The organism is uncultured Methanobrevibacter sp. (genome assembly GCF_900316895.1).
Taxonomy (GTDB): Archaea; Methanobacteriota; Methanobacteria; order Methanobacteriales; family Methanobacteriaceae; genus Methanocatella.
In genome coordinates, this window is the sequence record NZ_ONER01000135.1 from 1 (window position 1) to 2,594 (window position 2,594).

The 2,594-nt window shown below is 40.7% G+C and carries 2 protein-coding genes; both read right to left on the reverse strand.

The window, feature by feature from the left end:
- A partial coding sequence (locus QZN27_RS09680; RefSeq protein WP_296786989.1) for a sugar phosphate isomerase/epimerase occupies nucleotides 1-728 on the reverse strand: 728 nt, incomplete at its 3' end.
- Between the two features lie 5 nt (nucleotides 729-733).
- Nucleotides 734-2,578 (reverse strand): PINc/VapC family ATPase, encoded by a 1,845-nt coding sequence (locus QZN27_RS09685; RefSeq protein ID WP_367237667.1) that lies wholly within the window; start codon nucleotides 2,576-2,578, stop codon nucleotides 734-736.
- Between the last annotated feature and the right edge of the window lie 16 nt (nucleotides 2,579-2,594).

Genomic DNA, 2,594 nt, shown 5'->3' on the forward strand with positions numbered 1-2,594 from the left:
TCATAACTTTTTTTGATAGAATCGGTATCATTTACCTCAATGATGTAGATGCCATCATAATTTTTTTCTTCTAACTTATTGACTATGCTTTTTAAATCAATAGAGCCTTCACCAAATGGTAGGTGTGCATCATCATCACCAAAATTATCATGCATATGTATGTGTTTAATTGAATCAAAAATCATTTCGTCTGGGGAATATCCCACATGGTTGGCATGGCCGATGTCGAGTGTCATTGACATGTCCAGTGAAACGAGAAGGTCATTTAATTCATTCATGTTCTGATAAAGCATGCCGTCAAAAGAAGGCATGTTTTCTATTGTGGTCAGGACTCCCAAATCACGTCCGTATTCGCCGATTTCTTTAATTGATTCATTTGCAAATTCATAAACTGTATCCAAAAAGTATTTGTTTGCCAGAAATGTTGCAAGTCCCGGATGGACAACGACTGCTTCCGCATTAATCTCATTGGCAAAATCAATGGATTCCTTAATCTGCCTGATGGAATTCAGCCTGCTTTTTTCCTGAAGCGCAGCGATATTGACGTCCATGAATGGTGTATGGACGGAATATTTTAAATTAAAGCTTTCAAAAGATTCAATGTCTGGTTTGTCATGAGGATACTGGTGGACAATCTCGGCATATTCAATGCCCAAATCTTCAATGAATTCCAAAACATTTTCCAAATCGTTTTCGATTCCTGCCAGTGTAGATGCTCCAATTTTCATATTAATCACATTTTTTGAACTGCTGTAATCTTCAATCCCATTTCAATGGCTTCTATGATGAAGTCGGATAATTCTATTCCTCTTTTGATTTTTATTTCTCCCTTTTTGGAGGTTGTTGCGGTCAACAGATATTCTCCGTCAATCAGAATGTCGAAGTTTTTGCGTCCGTTATCCTTTCCAAGTTCCAGAATCAGCTGCTTTTTGGTATGCAATATGTCCACTTCGAACGGAGCCTTGCTGATAGGTTTCGCTTCAATGACTTCAACGCCCAGGCTAATTCCAATGCTTTCCTCAATCTCAGCAATCCTTTTTCCGTTTTTGCCGATGATTTTTGGCACAAACTCTTCTGGGATGTAGATGTTGGCCCTTTCAGGTGAAATGACTTCAACGTCAACTTTCGCTTTTTTAGGGACAAGCTTCTTGACTTTTCTTAAAATCTCCTGCTCGGCGATTCTGTCGACTGAAGATTTATAGCTCTCTTCGCTGCCGGAGCCGTTTACCAAATCGATGTCCATTACAATGGTCTGCTCACCGTATGTGTAGATTTCATTTTTGAGCTCGCCGGTTTCAAAGTCCCTCACTTCAATGACAGGCCTTGCAAGGTCTGCCTCTTTCATTCCTGTCGGAACCTTTACGGTCATCTTTGTCTCATAAACGCTTGTTACCTTACCGTTTTCAATGTAGATGCTGGTATCAACGATTGATGGTATTACTCCAAGCTCAACCCTTGAAGCTATCCTTTGGATTGCATCAATAGGGCGTGTTGCGTGGACAACTCCAATCATTCCAACACCGGCCAGCCTCATGTCTGCAAAGATATTGAAATCGGTGTTTTTCCTTAGCTCATCATAGATTGTGTAATCAGGCCTTACAAGCAGCAGTACGTCAGCGGTATTTTCCATGCTGCCTTCCAGCGGTGCATATTGTGTTATCTCATCAGGCAATTGCAGATCCCTTGGGGATTCCATTGTCTTTACGACCTTATTCAATTTTGATGAGTAGTATTTGCCGATTGCCTGTACGAATGTTGATTTACCTGCACCTGGAGATCCTGATATCAGAATACCTTCAGCATTTGTTCTTATTCTCTCTAAAAGCTTATCTGATAAATGATATTCATTCAAATCGATGTTTGCAACTGGCCTGACTGCAGTTATCTCCAAAGCTTCTGAAAATGGAGGATAAGCTATTGAAATTCTGTATTCTCTTGACTGCACAACAAATGAGCCTTCCTTATCGCTTTCCAAATATGTTTTGGGGTCACTTTTTGCCTTGTCAAGAATTTCATCCATAATTTCTTTAAGTTCCCTGTAGGTGTAGCGCTTTTCATTCAGTATGACAAAGTCAATGTGTCCCGGTGTTCCCTTTTTGGCCATCGGCACAACGTTTTCCTTCAGATGGACAGACATTGTTTCGTCATCAAAGTATTTCTCGATTGAAAGTGGCTTTATCTCATATTCCTGTTCATGATAGTAAACCGGTATTCCCTGTGACTTTGCAACTTCCGCCTGCACCTTGTCATTGGTTACGAGGATTCCCATTTCGCTTCTTGCCAGGTCTCTTATGATGCTGTCTATCTCGCCGCTTTTGGCATATCTGATATCGTAATTTGTAGGCCTTTTTCCTTTAAAGCTGACTGCCAGCTTGCCTTCATCCTGAAGTTTCTGGAGTTTCTGAAGTTCGCTTAATCCCCTATGGCCTTCAGATCTGTTGGCATTGGCTTGATGTTCTAGTTCACAAACCACCGCTTCAGGCACAATTATTTCCGGAAAATCAAGCTCTTCCTTTTCCATGATTTCGGAAATTGCACCTATGATTACAGCGCTTGTGTCCGGTATTATACGTTCCATTTTAATACACGTCTTC

Bases quoted from the DNA above. Each gene is read 5' to 3' on its own strand.
- QZN27_RS09685 (WP_367237667.1), bottom strand. From the start codon at position 2,578: ATGGAACGTATAATACCGGACACAAGCGCTGTAATCATAGGTGCAATT.